12 protein-coding genes and 1 riboswitch are annotated in these 15126 nt (G+C 28.8%); of the genes, 1 reads left to right on the top strand and 11 read right to left on the bottom strand.

Going from position 1 to position 15126, the window contains the following annotated elements:
- Position 1: 1 nt before the first annotated feature.
- The 6 genes from Q0O83_RS06730 to Q0O83_RS06705 form a co-directional block, all read right to left on the bottom strand.
- Complete coding sequence (locus Q0O83_RS06730) at positions 2–994, bottom strand: iron ABC transporter permease (protein ID WP_294095469.1); 993 nt, start codon at positions 992–994, stop codon at positions 2–4.
- A gap of 62 nt (positions 995–1056) precedes the next feature.
- The gene (locus Q0O83_RS06725) at positions 1057–2160 is read right to left on the bottom strand and encodes a M23 family metallopeptidase (protein WP_294095466.1); all 1104 of its coding nucleotides are present in this window, start codon (positions 2158–2160) and stop codon (positions 1057–1059) included.
- Between the two features lie 128 nt (positions 2161–2288).
- A complete protein-coding gene (locus Q0O83_RS06720) occupies positions 2289–3038 on the bottom strand; it encodes an ABC transporter ATP-binding protein (RefSeq protein ID WP_294095462.1) in 750 nt (249 codons plus the stop codon).
- A 4-nt stretch (positions 3039–3042) separates the two neighbouring features.
- Complete coding sequence (locus Q0O83_RS06715) at positions 3043–4074, bottom strand: iron ABC transporter permease (protein ID WP_294095460.1); 1032 nt, start codon at positions 4072–4074, stop codon at positions 3043–3045.
- Positions 4071–4934: an ABC transporter substrate-binding protein gene (locus Q0O83_RS06710; RefSeq protein WP_294095457.1), complete on the bottom strand. Its 864-nt coding sequence runs from the start codon at positions 4932–4934 to the stop codon at positions 4071–4073. The genes Q0O83_RS06715 and Q0O83_RS06710 overlap by 4 nt, the downstream gene beginning before the upstream one ends.
- A 48-nt stretch (positions 4935–4982) precedes the next feature.
- On the bottom strand, positions 4983–5825 hold the full coding sequence (locus Q0O83_RS06705; RefSeq protein WP_294095455.1) for a sirohydrochlorin cobaltochelatase: 843 nt from the start codon (positions 5823–5825) through the stop codon (positions 4983–4985).
- A gap of 112 nt (positions 5826–5937) precedes the next feature.
- Positions 5938–6113: riboswitch (cobalamin riboswitch) on the bottom strand.
- A gap of 158 nt (positions 6114–6271) precedes the next feature.
- Between Q0O83_RS06705 and Q0O83_RS06700 the strand changes: the two genes are divergently transcribed.
- Positions 6272–7981, top strand: a complete 1710-nt coding sequence (locus Q0O83_RS06700; RefSeq protein ID WP_294095452.1) for an ABC transporter ATP-binding protein — start codon at positions 6272–6274, stop codon at positions 7979–7981.
- 31 nt (positions 7982–8012) lie between these two features.
- Here Q0O83_RS06700 and Q0O83_RS06695 read toward each other — a convergent pair whose 3' ends face one another.
- From Q0O83_RS06695 to Q0O83_RS06675, 5 genes are all read right to left on the bottom strand, one after another.
- Positions 8013–9443 carry a cation:dicarboxylase symporter family transporter gene (locus Q0O83_RS06695; RefSeq protein WP_294095449.1) on the bottom strand — a complete coding sequence of 477 codons (1431 nt, stop codon included), beginning with the start codon at positions 9441–9443 and terminating at the stop codon, positions 8013–8015.
- Positions 9444–9486: 43 nt separating this feature from the next.
- The gene (locus tag Q0O83_RS06690) at positions 9487–10830 is read right to left on the bottom strand and encodes a CoA-disulfide reductase (protein WP_294095446.1); all 1344 of its coding nucleotides are present in this window, start codon (positions 10828–10830) and stop codon (positions 9487–9489) included.
- A 26-nt stretch (positions 10831–10856) separates the two neighbouring features.
- Complete coding sequence (locus Q0O83_RS06685; protein ID WP_294095443.1) at positions 10857–12134, bottom strand: L-serine ammonia-lyase, iron-sulfur-dependent, subunit alpha; 1278 nt, start codon at positions 12132–12134, stop codon at positions 10857–10859.
- Positions 12135–12380: 246 nt separating this feature from the next.
- Complete coding sequence (locus Q0O83_RS06680) at positions 12381–14138, bottom strand: sigma 54-interacting transcriptional regulator (RefSeq protein ID WP_294095441.1); 1758 nt, start codon at positions 14136–14138, stop codon at positions 12381–12383.
- Positions 14139–14354: 216 nt separating this feature from the next.
- Positions 14355–15125, bottom strand: a complete 771-nt coding sequence (locus tag Q0O83_RS06675; RefSeq protein WP_294095438.1) for a MetQ/NlpA family ABC transporter substrate-binding protein — start codon at positions 15123–15125, stop codon at positions 14355–14357.
- Position 15126: the final 1 nt, after the last annotated feature.

Raw genomic sequence — 15126 nt, 5'->3', positions numbered from 1 at the left:
TTTATACTCCTTTTCTATTTTTAAATGCTAGATATATAAAAAATGGTGCTCCAAATATTGCAGTTACTATTCCAATTGGAATCTCCATTGTTGTCGAAATCCCTCTTGAAACAGTATCACATAATAGTAAAAATACTCCTCCATAAAACATTGATAATGGAATCAACTTTATATTACTACTTCCAAAGATCATTCTAACTAAATGAGGAATTATCAATCCTACAAAACCTATCATACCTGAAAAAGCTACTGAAAATCCAACCATAAAAGTTGATATCATTAAAACTTTATATTTAAATTTTCTTATATCTACTCCTAAACTATGAGCTTCTTCATCTGAAAGTAAAATAATATCTAAGTTGTATCTATTTATATAAAAATAGATTAATGAAAAAACTAATGGAAGCAGAAGTATCAATATTTTTTTCCAATCCCCTCCACCTAAATATCCCATAGTCCAAAGAACAACCCTAAAGCTATCCTCTCCCACTAAGTACATAGCTAAAGATATAAGAGCTCTCAATAGTGCTGATATTGCAATTCCTATTATTAAAAGAGTTGATAACTCTAAACCTCCTCTTCTTCCATTCGAAAGTTTAAATATCAATAATGAGGTTATAAAAGAAAAAATAGATCCGAAAATCCCAAAATAACTTTCAGGTAGTCCTAATAAAAAAGCTACTACTGCTCCAAACGTTCCACTTGCTGAAATTCCTATTATATATGGATCTGCCATCGGATTTCTAAAAAGAGTTTGTGTTATTGCTCCACTACTTCCTAAAAGCATCCCTATTATAATTGCCATAATGACTCTTGGAAATCTTAATGTCCATAAAACTTTATAATCTAATGAAGTAACATCTCCCCTTCTAAAAAGTAGAGCTATCCCTTTTAAAAATTCAATTTTATAATTTCCTATAAAAAGAGAACTTCCCACTAAAAATAGTAAAAGAAAAACTGAAATAGTAATTATGACTTTATTTTTAGATTGCATTTTTTTCCTCCAAAGTATTTTATCAAAAAAATAAATCCCCCAAAAGATTTGGGGGATTTTTATTAAAATTTTAAATATGTTAGTGGATTTTCTACTTTTCCATTTTTTCTTATCTCAAAGTGTAGATGAGGACCACTAACTCTTCCAGTAGCTCCACTTAAAGCTATATATTGATTTTGAGATATCTTTTGTCCCTTTTGAACATCAATTTTACTTAAATGTGCATATCTAGTTTCATAACCATCTGAATGTTTTATAATTATAAGCTTTCCATAACCACTAGCTCTTCCTGCAAAACTTACTACTCCATCTCTTGCAGAAACAACTTTTGTTCCTGTTTTAGCCCTTAAATCTATTCCTGCATGATTTAAAACTTGTTTAAGAACTGGATGTTTTCTTGAACCAAAGCTACTTGTTAAACTCATTGCAACTAAAGGGTTAGTAAAACTTCCCATTGAGTTTTGTTTAACATATTGTTGTTTAAAACTATTAAGATATCTTGAAACTTTAGGTTCTCTTAAAAATATTTTTGTACCTATCAAAAGTCTATCAATGTTGTTATCCTCTTTTATTATTTCTGTATCTACTTCAAATCTTTTTGATAAAGCTTCAAAAGTATCTCCTTTTTTTACAGAATAGAATATCCCCTGTTCTGTAGGAATATTAATTTTCTTTCCTATTTGTAATATTCTTAAATTTTTATCAACATTATTTGCATAGATATAATCACTCTTTATTTTATACTCTTTTGAAAGATCAGAGATTGTATCTCCTTTTTTGATAATATACTCAATATCTTCTAGAACTATTTTTTCCTCTAAATCAATATTCTCATCAATAGCTAGCAACTCTTTATCTTCTTGTTCTTCCCATTCCTTTGAAATTTGATTTTCAAGTTCTTTATCTTCAGTTTTAATAGAAGCTAAGTTTTCAGAGTTTAAAGTAGTTTCAATTGTCACTTCTTTTTCCTCTATTATATTTTTTGTTTCAACAGCTAGAGTCAACTCTTCACTTTGAATAATATTCTCATCTGTAGATATAATATTATTTTCTATTACTACATGGTTCTCTTTAGTCTTTATATTCTTTAATGTAATTTCTCTATAAAAAATTGATGTTACTAAAAAGACTAAAATTCCTATACCTATCTTTTTTCCTTTTTTCATAATCCACCATTCTTTTCTTTTTATATTTAATATAATTTTTATAGATTTTACCATGTTTTAACAAATTAAGTCTAGCTTTTATTTTTTTTGTATTTTTTTCGAATACTAATACAATTTTTTATATTTTTTCACAAAAAAATAACTACGGGCTTTTGATTTTTAGGATGCTTAATTACCTCTACCTCTATTTCAAATATCTCATTAATTTTTTCTGATGTTATAACCTCTTCTGGAGTTCCCTCATATTTTATCTGTCCATCTTTCATTGCAAAAATATAATCACAGTACTGGCTTGCGATATTTATATCATGTATTACAGCTATAACTGTTTTATCTAATTTTTTTACTAAATCCATTATTTGATATTGATATCTGACATCCAAATGATTTGTAGGTTCATCAAGTAACAGTACATCACTCTCTTGAACTATTGCTCTAGCTATTAAAACTCTTTGCATCTCCCCACCAGAAAGAGTTAAAAAACTAGATTCTTTTAAATGTAACATTCCCACTTGTTCTAAAGCGTCGTCTATATCTTTTTTGAAAAAATTTTTACTAAATAATGAACTTCTATTATATTTTCCCATCTCAACTATCTCTTTAACTGAAAAATCAAAGGTTATCTTTTGATTTTGACTAAGTACAGATAATTTTTTAGAAAGATCTTTTACAGAATAGTTATTAAGTTCTATTCCATCTAAAAAAATACTATTTTTTTTAGGAATATAATTTCTATAGATATTTTTTAACAACGTACTTTTTCCACATCCATTTTCACCTATAATCCCTATAAACTTTTTCTTTTCTATACCTATTTTTATATTTTTTAAAATTTCTTTTTTATCTATTTTAAAGTCTAGGTTTTCTACTTTTATCACAAATCTATCCTCCAAAATTGTAACTATTTTTTCTTAGCATACTCATAAAAAATGGTGCTCCTAGCATAGATGTTATTACGCCGATTGGTATTTCTTGAGTTTTGAAAAGTGCTCGTGTTAAAGTATCTGTTCCCAATAAAAATATTGCTCCTAATAAAACTGCTGAAGGAATTAACCTTTTATGATTACTTCCAACCATTCCTCTACAAATATGAGGAATAACTAAACCTACAAAACCGATAACTCCAGTCGCTGAAACTATAAATCCTGTTAAAAAAGTAGAGATTATCACTATGAAAAACCTTAACTTTTCAACATCAACTCCTAGAGTTTCTGCTAACTCATCTCCTGCAATTAAAATATTCAACTCTCTATATTTAAAAGAAACAAGTACTATCGATATCAAAAGCACAATAAAAAGAGTTGCTAGGCTATCCCATCTAGCTCCTGCTAAGCTCCCTGATATCCAAAACATTGCTCCTCTCAATTGAGCTTCATTTTTAGCTGTTGTAACTAAAAATGTCGTTATTCCAGAAAAAAGTGATGACACTGCAACTCCTATTAAAACAAGTTTCGTGCTTGAGTATCCTCCATTTCCAGCTATATAAAATACTAAAAATGCTGTTAACGTTCCAAATATAAAGGCTCCAATTCCTGGAGAAAAATTTATCCCCCAAAGCCCTCCTAAAACAATTGATATTACAGCTCCTGTACTAGCTCCAGATGAAATCCCTAAAATATAAGGACTTGCTAAAGAGTTCTTTGTCAATGCTTGCATCAATATTCCAACTAAAGATAAGCCAGCTCCAGCTAAAAGAGCTAATAGAACTCTTGGAACTCTCAAATTCCAAACAATCATCTCTGTCGATTTTTTCCAGTCTATCGAAAAAATCTCCTTATTCAAGCTTTTATTTACTAGAATTTTCCAAACATGTATTGGTGATAGTGAAACACTTCCAACCGTAACTCCTATAGTTCCTAAAACAAATATTAAAACTATTGAAGTCAAAATAAGATTTTTATTTTTTAGCTTCACTCCTGAACCTCTCTTAATCCCTCTGAAATTTTTTCAATCCCTTTACTTACTTTAATTCCAGAAGAAATATAGCTCAATGGAATTCTAACAAATCTATTTTCTTTTACAGCTTGTAACTCTAAAATAGGAGATTCCTGCTTTAAAAACTTTATCTTAGACTCATAACTCTTATCACCATAATCAACAATAAGTATAAGTTCAGGATTTTCATCCAATACTTTTTCCCAATTTCCTGTTCCAAACCCAAAGTTGCTATCTTTGAATATATTCTCTCCTCCGGCCAACTCTATCATGGTATTTCCAATTCCATTTCCTCCAATAATAAACGGCGCTGACTCTTGACTGTCATAAGCAAATACTTTTACTTTTTTCTTTCCACTATTAAATACTTTTACTTTTTCAATCTCACTTTTCATATTCTCTACAACTTTTTTTGCATTTTCTTCAAGATTTAATCTTTTTCCAAAATACAAAATATCTTCATAAATATCATCTAAGTTTGATGTTTTTTGAGATTTTGTAAAAAAAACTTCTACGCCATTTTCATTTAATTCCTCTATAGTGCCTAAATTTTTAGATGTTGCAATCGATTGCCATCCTGTTAAAAATGTTGGATTCAAAGAGTAAAATAGCTCTTTTGTTGGAGCTCCTGCGGATAAAACAGGAATTTTTTTATATTTCTCTTGTAATTCTGGAAGAATTTCATCATCTAAAAAAGAGGTTCCTATCATATAATCTTCAGCTCCAATAGCCAATAACATCTCTGTTGTAAACTGTGATGTTGATACAATTCTTATAGAATCATTCGAAAAACTAAAGATAGTTAATAATAAAAATAATAACAAAAATAATTTTTTCATATTTTTTCTCCTTTGAATAAAAAACGGAAGAGACAACCTCTTCCAAGTTTAATGACTTGCTTTTCTTCCTTTTGCATATTCAGCTTTTTTTACAAGTATATCTTCTGGTCTAATATTTTCTAACTCTCTAGCTTTCTCAATAAAAATATCTTGAACTTTTTCTATCTCTCCTAAACCTTTTAAATTTAAAGATACTTCAAATCCATTTTTCTCTAAAGCTTCTTTCCAATCCTCGGCTATATCATTTTTAGCATGATCTCCTGCAACAAACATAAGTGGCATCAATGTAACTTTTTCTTTACCATCTTTTTTTAACTCTTTAACAACCTTATCCAGTCCTGGGTATCCCTCTACAGTTCCTATATAAATTGGTTTTTCTAAATCTCTAGCAACATAATCTAGCATCGGATATGTTGAATGTGCTGGATGATCTGTTCCATGACCTATCATCACAAGAGCTTCATTTTTCTCTAAAACACCTGCTTCATCTTCTAAAACTTCTAAAAGTTCAAAGTAATCTTCTACTGATGTTAAAAGTGGACTTCCAACTCTTATATCTTCAAATCTATCTGCAAATATATCTATCTCTCTTTTTAAAGCTTCCATCTCTGTTCCATTTATTATATATGTAGGTTGAACAATTACATGCTTATATCCATCCTCTAATAATTTCTCTAAAATTTGAGTTGTATTTAAATTTTCTATTCCTCTTTTTGCAAGAATTCTATTTATAATTCTTGAAGTATAGACTTGATAAAAGTCCAACTTTGGAAACTCTCCTCTTATCTTTTCATTTATTACATCTATTGTTCTCTCTCTTGTATCTTCATGTGTTGTTCCAAAATGAGCAATTATAACTGCACCTTTTTCTAAAGTTTTATAAAAATCCATATTCACTCCTCATAATTTTTTCTTGTTATAAAAATTTCACCAATAAAAAAACCTCTCTTTTACCAATGAAATTTAAAGAGAAGTATAAATATAATATTATCTTCTCCGTCCTCGCAGAATTATTAATAATGGCAGGTCTCCTGACTTAGATTCATCCTACTAATAGCCCTTCCCAAAACTTTGGTTTCAGTGGTATCACTATTTTCATCCTCTATACAGTGGCGGGACCGTTTGAGAGTTACACTCAATTCCCTTTTAATCTATAGAACCATTACTCTTCTTTATAAGTAATATTAACACTTTATCGTACAAATTTCAATCAAATTATCTAAAATTTATAACATTATCATCTATTATTTATATTATTTATATCCCAAACTATTGACTTTTATATATAAAAAAAGTTACTATTTAATTAATAATAATACACAAAGGAGAAAAAATTTATGAAAATAACCTCTTCAAAATCTCTAATATACTATTTAAAAAAAGAGAAAAAACTTTTAACTTTTTTTCTTTCAATAAGATTATTGATGACAGCTATCGATATCTACTCTCCTCTTTTAATAAAAAATCTAATTGACGAAGCTTTACCAACTAAGAATATTAATTTACTTTTAAAGTTTTCAATAATCTTAATTATTTTATATATTGTTCGTTTATTTTTTGCAGTAAATTCTCAAGCTAATGGAAAACTTATGGGAAGTAAGATAAAACAATCTATGAGAAATGATTTAGTAAAGAAAATATTATCACAACCTTCTGAATTTTTTAAAAAAAATCAAAATGGTGATCTTATTTCTAGAGTGATCAGTGATTTAGATAGTGTTTCTACTCTTTGTCATAGAGGCTTAGAAGATTTTATATTTTCAGTTATTACAATCGTTGCTTCAATTTTCATTATGATTGATTTTGATTTAAAACTATCTTTAATTACACTATTTCCTTTACCTTTAACTCTTTATTTTGTTTATAAGGAAAATAAAAAGATGAAAACTGGGCACAGATTGGTTCGGAAAAACTCTGGATTATTATCTTCAAATTTTCATGATACTTTAAGGACTATAACTTTTTTAAAAGATAATTATTTAGAAGAGTTTGCAAAAAATAAATTTATTGAGAGAAACGAAATTTTACTTAATAGTGAAAAAAAGAATATGATTCCTTCGAGCTTAATCGTTTCAGGAGTTACCTTTTATTCAAATATAACTCAACTTATCATAATCTTAGCTGGTGGATATTTATATATTAAAGATGGAATAACTATGGGAATTATCCTTTCTTTTCTTTTACTTGTTGATAGATTTAGACTGCGTATCATGAGAATGGTTGGTTTAGTAGATATATATCAAAAAGGTATCTCTGGAGTTAATCGATTCAACGAAATTATAAACTTGAATGATAGAGAGGATGGAAATCTCAATCTTACAGAAGATATAAAAACTATTGAGTTTAAAAATATAAATTTCTCTTTTGAAGAAAATAGTATTTTAAATAACTTCAATCTTAAAATCAATAAAGGAGATAAAATAGCTTTAGTTGGAGAAAGTGGAATTGGAAAAAGCACCACTGCATCTCTTTTAAAAAGATCTCTTATCCCAAGTAGTGGAGAAATTCTTATCAATGGTATTCCTTTAAATGAAATAGCTTTTAAAAGTTATTTAGATAAATTAGCTATTGTTGATCAAAGCGATTATATAATCAATGGAAGTATGATTGAAAATATTACTCTTGTTAAAGAAGATTTTTCAGAAGAAGAACTTCATTTCGCAATTAATAAATCATATGTATATGAAATTTTTGATAAATTCTTAGAAGGTAAAGATACTATTATTGGAGAAGGTGGCGTTCATGTAAGTTCAGGACAAAGACAAAAAATTGCAATGGCTAGATTATTTTTAAAAAATCCTGATTTAATTCTTTTAGATGAAGCTACAAATGCATTAGATATTATAAACGAGAAATCTATTTTGAAAAATATAAAAGAGAAGTACAGTGACCGAATTCTTATAGCTATAACTCATAGATTGAGTTTGTTAGAAGACTTCGATAAAATCTATGTATTAGGTGAAAATAATATTGTTGAAGAGGGAAGTTTTACAGAATTGCTAGAGTTGAAAGGTAAATTTTATAAACTTTATAATGGTATTAGATAAAAAAAAGTCACCCAAGGGTGACTTTTTTTAATTATTCATCATCAGAAGAGTTTGCTTCATTTCCTGCTTCCATATCTTGATAAACTTCAGTATTTAAGTTTCCTAAACTCTTATCTACCATTAATGCATTTGTAACCGATCCGATTACGTTTAACATTGTTCTAGGCATATCGATAATTGGATCGATTGCTAAGATTGGATTGATTAAAGGGAACATAGCTGCTAAACCAGTACCTGATAAAGCTACTGATGCTGCCATTGTTGCCGTTCCTGGAATTCCTGCAATTCCTAAAGAACTGATTGCCACAACTATTATAGACATAACTATTAAAGTCATATCTACAGAGTGCCCACTCATATTAGTTACGAATACTATTGTTAATGCTGGGAATATTCCTGCACATCCTTGCATTCCTGCTGTTGTACCAAAACTTGCTACGAAACTTGCAGTTGACTCACTAACACCTAATTTATTAGTTAATGTTGAAATTGTTACTGGTAAACATCCAACACTTGATCTTGAAGTAAATGCTAAGATCATTAATGAGATACTCTTTTTAACATATGTAAATGGATTTAATCCAAAGAATGCTACTGCTACCATTTGAATAACAAACATAATTGCTGTCGCTAAGTATAAAACTGCTATAAACTTTCCTACTTCTGCTATAGCCCCAAGACCTTTTTGTGCAATTGTATTTGCTAAAAGTGGAACTACAGCTAAAGGCATCCATCTAATAATGCTCATTGCCATAGATACTATGATCTTTTGAGAAGCGTTGATTAAGTCGAAGAATGGCTTTACGATATCCATATATTTCTTTGACATTCTTTTTGCTGCTACTCCAACTACTGCTGAGAATATTACTAATCCTACAATGTTTAATTTAACCATTGCTTCAACAGGATTCGAAGGAATTAAAGCTTTTAATGTGTCAACTATATTACTTACTTCTCTAATTTGTCTTCCACCTGTAGTTGCAACTGTTGCTGCTACATCTGATGAAATTTTTCCAACTTGGAATATATTTCCTAAAAGTAATCCTACACCAACAGAGATAGCTACCATTACTAAAGTAATAACTAAACTTCTCTTTACTAAATCTCCTAGGTTAGCATCCTCTTTCATATTGATAATAACATGAATAATTGAAACCATTACTAGAGGAATAACTAGCATTCTTATTAAAGATATAAACCCTCCACCAAGTAAACTATACCATAATGTAGTTTCTCTAACGAATACTAACTTCATTGGATCCTCTGGGAATCCTGCTACAACTTGAATTGCTAATCCTAAAATTAAACCGACAACTGTTGCAACCATAACTTTTGCAGAAAAGTTAAATTTTTTCTTTGGTAACATATTTATTAGGTATAAAATAACTAATAACGCTACTAAGAAACCAACAGTTTTTAAATCACTAATCATTAAAAATTGTTCAAAAAATACGTTGTTCATTTTTTTCTCCCGTTTCTATATTTAAATTTTTATTGAAGCCTTTTTATTTTGCCACGTTTCCAGCTACGTTCATTACATCCCATGTTCTTGCGAATGGCGGTGCATAACAGAAATCCATCATTCCAATTTCATCTACAGTTAGTTTTGAATAGATTGCTGTTGCTAAAGAATCAACTCTTAATACAGCACCTTTCTTTCCTGCTATTTGTCCTCCTAAAAGAACTCTTGTATCTGCATCATATATTAATTTTACAAATATATCCTCTCTTCCTGGATAATAGTTTGTTTGATTTTTATCTTTTATGAATACTGTTTTATAATTAATCCCCATTTTTATAGCTTCAGCCTCTGTAATTCCTGTTCTTCCTGCTTCTACTTCCATTACTTTAACAGCCGCTGATCCTAAAGTTCCTTTGAACTCTGTTTCTAATCCAGCTAAATTTTCTCCAACAACTCTTCCAATTTTATTAGCTGTTGTTGCCAATGGAATATATACATCTTCATTTCTTACTAGATGTGGAACTGTTGCACAATCTCCTGCTGAGTAAATTGAATCAATACTTGTTCTTCCATAGTTATCAATTACTAAAGCTCCATTTCCTAACATTTTAATTCCTGTTTCTTTTAAGAATGAAGTATTAGGTCTAACTCCTGTTGAAATAACTACTATATTTGCTGGGTATTGACCTTTGTTTGTTTTTACTCCAACAACTTTTCCGTTCTCTTCAAGAATCTCTTCTACAATCTCCTCTAAATGAAGTTCCACTCCTTCATGAGCTCTGATTTCCTCTTCCATAACATCAGTAATCTCTTTATCAAAACTTTCTAATAAAACTCTATCTCCAAGTTGAATGATTCTTACATTTCTTTTTCCTAAATGCTTTGCAGCTTCAGCAACCTCAAGACCGATATATCCAGCTCCTACAATTACAATCTCTTGATTTTCCTCTTTTAAAATCTCCTCTTTTAGCTCAATTCCATCTGTATAATCTTTTAAAGTATATACACCTTTTGCTGATAAGTTTTTAATAGGAGGCATAATAGCGTGAGCTCCTGTTGCTACCATTAACTTGTCATAGTTGTCTGTGAATATCTCGCCAGTCACTAAATTCTTAATAGTTACCTCTTTCTTTTCAACATCTATTCCAATTACTTCGTGCTTTATTTTAATATTCATTCCTGCTTCTATGAACTTTTCTACAGGTCTAGCTATCATATTATTTGGGTCTTCAAAGAAATCTCCAACATAGTATGGTAATCCACATGCTCCCCAAGAAACAATCTCTGTCTTTTCATAGATTACTAATTCTGCATTTTTGTTTAATCTGCTTGCTTTTGCCGCAGCTGACATTCCAGCAGCAACTCCACCGATAATTATTATTTTCATTTTTCCTCCTAAAACTTTACTTATAATTAGTTATTTAACATTATTTCTAAAACAACTTCATCTGTTTTTCTTAATCCCTCTTGAGCTAAAACTTTTACATTAGCTAATGTTGATTCAACATTCTTACCAACAATTCCTTCTCCATACTCAAAGTTTCTTTTCTTTTTTGATAAATAGTATGAATCAAAAGCCATTCCTATTGAACTTGCAATCTTTGTAGCACAAGAACTTTTTGCCCCATCACAAAGCATTCCTGACAATGTTGCTAATGTTGTCTCTATTGCAGCATCAATTCTATCTAATGACAATCCATCTAAAAATGCTAATGCTCCAGCTACTCCTCCACCTGCACATACAACACCACAGTAAGCAGATAATCTTCCTACATTCGATTTTATATGAATTGTTGTCATATGAGAGAAGAATAATCCTCTTATTAACTCTTCATGTGATAATCCTTTTTCTTCACAATATTTTATAACTGGTAAAGAAGCTGACATCCCTTGATTTCCACTTCCACTTGTTGTCATTACTGGCATAGAACATCCGTTCATTCTAGCATCACTACCAGCACTTGCAAAACTTACGATTTTATTTTTTAAATCTTTACCGTAAACTCCCTCTTCCATTCCTTCGTAGATTCCTTTACCCATTCCAATTCCATAGTCATTTTTTAACCCTTCGTTTGCGATTGCTGAATTGTAAGCTATAACTTTTTCAAAAATTGGAGTGATTAAATCTAAATCTATTGTTTTAGCTAAATCATAAATTAACTCTACAGTTAAAAACTCTTTATCTGTCATCTTGTCTCCTGTAACAACTTCATCACAAGCTCCACCTTTTATTATCTCTCCATTTTTTTCTATTTTTACAATATTTGTATGATAATCTTTTATCTCTATTATTACAGTATCTTCACCTAAAAATCCTGTAGCTCTCATATGAAGTTTCACATCTCCCTCAATCTTAGTAGCCACCACTTTTTTATTATCTAAATACTCTCTCACTTCATTTAATCTTGATTTATCAATAGTTGATATAACCATTAAATCTTTTTTAGAGTCACCTAATATTGTTCCTAATGCAACAGCAGCTTCAATTCCTACCATTCCTTCTGAGTTAGGAATTTTTACGCTTTTAACATTTTTTATCAAATTTCCTGAAAGAGCTATTTCAACTTTTTCTGGAACTCCACCTAATATTGTTGTCAACTTACTTCCTATATAAGCTAAAGCTATTGGCTCTGTACACCCTTCTGCTGGTACTATCTCTTCATTTAAAATATTTAAAATTTTATCTATCATTTTTACAAAAATCCTCCTAAATTTAAATTTTATACTAATATAAGCAATATACAAGTATTATAATAAGCAATTTCTGTTCCAATAGATATATTTTTAAATATTTATGTTATTTTTTAATTTTTTTTGTATTATTATTTTTATTTTTTAATTCTACTTAACACAATTTGAAATAGCTTAATCTTTTTTATTTTTTCAAAATGAAAATTATTTTCAAAACGAAAATTATTATTTTCATTTTGAAAAAAACTATATACTATACTTTTGAATTTTTCTATATAGTGTTGTTAATCCTATATTCATTTTACCTGCAATTATTTTTTTTCCTTCAGTATCTTTACCAAATATTTCTAAAGCTTTTTGAATATATTTTCTTTCTATACTTTCAAAATCTTCTAAAAAACAACTTTCTTCAGATAAATAACAATCTTTATTTGAATCTTTATCTAAATATTTTACCTCTAATATTTTTTCTGGAATAGTTGATAAACTTAAAATATCACTATTATCAGAGAGATTAAACATAAATTCTACAACATTCTCTAACTCTCTTATATTTCCAGGCCAAGAATAATTTAAAAATAACCTTTCAACTTCAATATCTATAAAGTTTATATATTTTTCTGTTATTTTATTATATTTTTTTATTAAATTTTTTGTAATTGGAAGGATATCTTCAACTCTTTTTCTTAGAGGAGCTACTTCAAAAGGTATCACTTTCAATCTATAATAAAGATCCTCTCTAAATTCTTTTTCTAGTATCTTTTTTTCCAAATCAACATTTGTTGCTGCAATTATTCTGATGTCCAATTCTATATCTCTATTTGAACCTATTCTTGTAACTTTTCTCTCTTGAAGAACTCTTAAAATTTTTGCCTGAAGATAAAGGGGCATATCACCTATTTCATCTAAAAATATAACTCCACCATTAGCTAATTCAAATTTTCCCATACGACCATTTTTATCAGCTCCTGTAAAAGCTCCTCTAACATAACCAAACAGTTCGCTCTCTAAAAGAGATTCTGGAATAGCTGCACAATTTATAACTACAAAAGGGGCATTTCTTCTATCACTATGATAATGTAAAGCTCTTGCTACCAACTCTTTTCCAGTACCACTTTCACCTGTTATTAATACCGTTGACTTAGAAGGTGCTACGTGTTTTATTCTTTCCTTCAATAGCTTTGTAAACTGTGATTCTCCAATAATGTTTTTTAAAGAAACACTATTTGATGTTTCAACTAGCTCTCTAATTCCTTCATTTACTTTATTCATATCATCAAAAATAAAAATTTTTTCATTTTTTCCAAAAGCTTCAAAAGGAAGAATTTTTCCTAGAACAAGCAAATCTTTATTTCTAACTTTTAATTTATAAACTTCTTGCTCCATTATAAAATCATTTTGAGATTCTATAAAAACTTTTTCACCTATAATAGCTCTGCCTAAATCTATTTTTTTTAAAGCAAAATTATTTATTGCTGTGATATCTCCATTTTTATTAAATCTTAATACACCTTTTTGTATTGTATTTAATATTGTTGAAAGTATATTTTCTCTTTCTGTTTTTTCTAAATTTTCATTATATTCTATAAATCTAATACTTATTAACTCTGCCATTTGCTCTACAAAATCTAAATAATTTTTTAGATTATCTAAAACCCTTTTTTTTTGTTTTTCATCAAATGAAACCAAACTAATTAAACCGATTATTTCTCCTTCATACATTATTGGAGTTGATATTTCAAGAACTTCTAAACAACAATTTTTTTCTGAACATCCATTACAAATTTCATCCTCTCTAGGATTCAAAATAACTGTAGATTCTTTTGTCTCTAATGTTTTTTTATTTGCTCGCCCTTTTATTTGCTCACCTATTTTCTGTGGCCCACTTCCTGTAATTCTAATTAAGTTTTTATCACAAATTCCTACATCCATAGAAAATAGTTTAGATATTGTTTTAGCATATTTTTTTAACTCGTCCTTTATAACCAACAAATCAGTTTTCATCTTACTCCTTTTAAACTACACCAATTTAATATATGTATATTATCAAAAATATTTTTAATAGTCAATTTCAAAAATACAAATCTTGACTTTTTTAATAAAAAATCATAGTATAAATTATATCATATACTCCATGCTTTGAAAAGAGTTCTTTTTATAAATAAATTTGACACAAAATTCAAAAAAAAGACGAGAAAATATATTCTCGTCTTATAAAAATTAAAATGCTGTTACTACTGCTCCTTTATATGTCACTTCTATAAACTCTTTTACCTTTTCACTCTGTAACGCTTTTATTAACTTTTGAATATCTTCTCTTTTTTCATCCCCTTCTCTTACTGCTACTAAATTAGCATATGGAGATTCTTTTCCCTCTATTATAAGAGCTTCTGTTAAAGGATTAAGTCCAGCTTCTAAGGCATAGTTTCCATTTACAACCGCTAAATCTACATCTGTTAATGCTCTTGGAATTTGTGCTGCATCTAAAGATTTAAATTTAAGATTATTTTTATTTTCTACTATATCAAACTCTGTTGCTAAAAGGTCTGTAGGGTTTTTTAACTTTATAATCCCTTTATTATGAAGTAAAATTAAAGCTCTTCCACCATTTGTTGGATCATTTGGAATAGCTACAACTCCACCTTTTTTTAAGTCTTCTAATTTATTTACTTTTTTTGAATAAACACCTAACGGTTCTACATGTATATTTCCTGCTATTGCTAATTTTAAATTTTTCTCTTTTGAAAAAGTATCTAAATATGGTTTGTGTTGGAAGAAATTAGCATCTAACTCTTTCGAATCTAAAAGTAAATTTGGTGTTACATAATCTGTTAACTCTATTATTTCTAAATCAATATCCTGGTTTTTTAAATCATCTTTTACAAGTTGTAATAACTGTGCATGTGGAACAGGTGATGCTCCGACTTTCAGTTTTGCTCCATAACTCACAATTGAACCTACTAATCCCAATAATAAAACTAATTTTTTCATA

Origin of the sequence: uncultured Cetobacterium sp. (assembly GCF_945952365.1) — a bacterium.
Lineage (GTDB): Bacteria > Fusobacteriota > Fusobacteriia > Fusobacteriales > Fusobacteriaceae > Cetobacterium_A.
The sequence above is the reverse complement of the archived record's forward strand: the minus strand, read 5'-3'. Positions and strand labels throughout refer to the sequence as shown.